Source organism: Komagataeibacter sp. SM21, assembly GCF_041402665.1.
In the GTDB taxonomy this organism is placed as follows: Bacteria; Pseudomonadota; Alphaproteobacteria; order Acetobacterales; family Acetobacteraceae; genus Komagataeibacter; species Komagataeibacter saccharivorans.
The window spans coordinates 1-2,500 of record NZ_JBGLOV010000049.1 but is presented as its reverse complement, the minus strand read 5'-3'; the positions used below and the strand labels follow the sequence as shown (position 1 = coordinate 2,500).

Annotated in this window: 2 rRNA genes (1 of these 2 cut by a window edge); both read left to right on the top strand. The window is 55.9% G+C overall.

The features are described 5' to 3' along the window. Positions 1–2,204 (top strand): 23S ribosomal RNA (locus ACBR42_RS16780); it begins 537 nt to the left of the window's first position. A 112-nt stretch (positions 2,205–2,316) separates the two neighbouring features. Next, positions 2,317–2,432, top strand: a 5S ribosomal RNA gene (gene rrf, locus ACBR42_RS16775). The last annotated feature ends 68 nt before the right edge of the window (positions 2,433–2,500 follow it).

Here is a 2,500-nt window from a genome sequence, read left to right as displayed (position 1 = left end):
ACGGCGTACCTTTTGTATAATGGGTCAGCGAGTTTCTGTTTGCAGCAAGCTTAAGCCGTTAGGTGTAGGCGCAGCGAAAGCGAGTCTGAATAGGGCGACGAGTTGCTGGCAGAAGACCCGAAACCGAGTGATCTAGCCATGGCCAGGCTGAAGGTGCGGTAACACGCACTGGAGGGCCGAACCCACGCCTGTTGAAAAAGTCGGGGATGAGCTGTGGCTAGGGGTGAAAGGCCAATCAAACTCGGAAATAGCTGGTTCTCCGCGAAATCTATTGAGGTAGACCGTCGAGTATTACCCCGGGGGGTAGAGCACTGGATGGGCTAGGGGGGCCCAAAGCCTTACCAAACCTAACCAAACTCCGAATACCCGGAAGTATGAGCTCGGCAGACAGACAGTGGGTGCTAAGGTCCATTGTCGAGAGGGAAACAGCCCAGACCACCAGCTAAGGCCCCTAAATCGTGGCTAAGTGGGAAAGGATGTGGGGATTCCAAAACAACCAGGAGGTTGGCTTAGAAGCAGCCATCCTTTAAAGAAAGCGTAATAGCTCACTGGTCTAATAGAAACCCTGCGCCGAAAATGTAACGGGGCTCAAGCCACGTGCCGAAGCTGTGGGTGCATTCTTTGAATGCGCGGTAGCGGAGCGTTCCGTAGGTCTGTGAAGGAGACGGGGTGACCCTCTCTGGAGATATCGGAAGTGCGAATGCTGACATGAGTAGCGACAAACAGTGCGAGAAACACTGTCGCCGAAAGTCCAAGGGTTCCTGCGCAAGGTTAATCCGCGCAGGGTGAGCCGGCCCCTAAGGCGAGGGCGAAAGCCGTAGTCGATGGAAACCGGGCAAATATTCCCGGGCCTGCCAGAAGTGACGAATACAATATGTTGTCGGGTCTTATCGGATTGATCCGGCTTTTGGAGTATTCCAGGAAATAGCTCTGGCATATAGACCGTACCCGAAACCGACACAGGTGGACTGGTAGAGAATACCAAGGCGCTTGAGAGAACGATGCTGAAGGAACTAGGCAAATTACTTGCGTAACTTCGGGATAAGCAAGACCCGTCAGTGGGCAACCATCGGCGGGTGGCACAGACCAGGGGGTAGCGACTGTTTAGTAAAAACACAGGGCTGTGCGAAGTCGAGAGACGACGTATACGGCCTGACGCCTGCCCGGTGCCGGAAGGTTAAGAGGAGGTGTGCAAGCACCGAATTGAAGCCCCGGTAAACGGCGGCCGTAACTATAACGGTCCTAAGGTAGCGAAATTCCTTGTCGGGTAAGTTCCGACCTGCACGAATGGCGTAACGACTTCCCCGCTGTCTCCAGCATCGGCTCAGCGAAATTGAATTCCCCGTGAAGATGCGGGGTACCCGCGGTCAGACGGAAAGACCCTATGAACCTTTACTGCAGCTTTGCAGTGGCATCAGAGACATTCTGTGTAGGATAGGTGGGAGGCTTTGAAACCGGGGCGCCAGTTCCGGTGGAGCCATCCTTGAAATACCACCCTGACTGTTTCTGATGTCTAACCGAGGCCTGTTAGCCAGGTCCGGGACCCTGCATGGTGGGCAGTTTGACTGGGGCGGTCGCCTCCCAAAGTGTAACGGAGGCGCGCGATGGTGGGCTCAGGCCGGTCGGAAACCGGCTGTCGAGTGCAATGGCATAAGCCCGCCTGACTGTGAGAGTGACAGCTCGATCAGAGACGAAAGTCGGCCATAGTGATCCGGTGGTCCCGCGTGGAAGGGCCATCGCTCAACGGATAAAAGGTACTCTAGGGATAACAGGCTGATCTCCCCCAAGAGTCCACATCGACGGGGAGGTTTGGCACCTCGATGTCGGCTCATCACATCCTGGGGCTGGAGCAGGTCCCAAGGGTTCGGCTGTTCGCCGATTAAAGTGGTACGTGAGCTGGGTTTAGAACGTCGTGAGACAGTTCGGTCCCTATCTGCCGTGGGTGTTGGAGACTTGAGAGGATTTGTCCCTAGTACGAGAGGACCGGGATGAACATACCTCTGGTGCACCGGTTGTCGCGCCAGCGGCACAGCCGGGTAGCTAAGTGTGGACGGGATAACCGCTGAAAGCATCTAAGCGGGAAACCCACCTCAAAACAAGGTCTCCCCAAGGGCCGTGATAGACCATCACGTCAATAGGCCAGGTGTGGAAGCGCAGTAATGCGTGCAGCTAACTGGTCCTAATCGCCCAATAGGCTCATTCCATCGCCCCCTCAAAAGGGCAACACACATGCACAGCAGTCATCCACTCTTCAACACAACAACAAAAACGCACCAACCCATCACATCCTCTCCCCATACCGGGGAGACTGGATGACCTGGTGGCTATGGCGGGGAATGATCCACCCGATCCCATCCCGAACTCGGCCGTGAAATGCCCCAGCGCCTATGATACTGTGCCTTAAGGCACGGGAAAGTCGGTCGCCGCCAGGTCTTCCAGTCTCCCCAAACAACCGCGGGGTGGAGCAGCCCGGTAGCTCGTCAGGCTCATAACCTGAAGG